This window comes from Mesorhizobium sp. M8A.F.Ca.ET.207.01.1.1, assembly GCF_004794715.1.
GTDB lineage: Bacteria > Pseudomonadota > Alphaproteobacteria > Rhizobiales > Rhizobiaceae > Mesorhizobium.
Genome location: NZ_SRUS01000093.1, coordinates 1 through 442 on the forward strand (window position 1 = coordinate 1; position 442 = coordinate 442).

The window sequence follows — 442 nt, forward strand, 5'->3', positions numbered from 1 at the left end:
CATAGCGCTGCCAGTCGCTGTAGCCACCGACGTACTCGCCGATCACGCCGTCGCCTTCCATCACCAGCGTGGAGGTCACCACGTTGTCGATGAAGTCACGGTCGTGGCTGACCAGCAGCAGCGTACCGGTGTACTCGCCCAGCAGCTCTTCCAGCAGCTCCAGGGTTTCCACGTCCAGGTCGTTGGTCGGTTCGTCCATCACCAGCAGGTTGGACGGCTGCGCGAACAGCTTGGCCAGCAGCAGGCGGTTGCGCTCGCCACCGGACAGGCGGGTGATCGGCGCACGCGCGCGCTCGGGGGTGAACATGAAGTCCTGCAGGTAGGCATGCACGTGCTTGCGCTTGCCGTTGAACTCGAGGAAATCGCGGCCTTCGGCCACGTTCTCGATCGCGCTCCAGTCTTCGCGCAGCACCGCGCGGTACTGGTCGAAATAGGCGATCTG

Annotated in this window: 1 protein-coding gene; it reads right to left on the reverse strand. The window is 64.3% G+C overall.

Translation table 11 applies throughout. The annotated features are described in order from the left end of the window. The coding region (locus EN850_RS33610) for an ATP-binding cassette domain-containing protein (RefSeq protein WP_136092941.1) at positions 1-442 on the reverse strand (442 nt) is incomplete at both ends.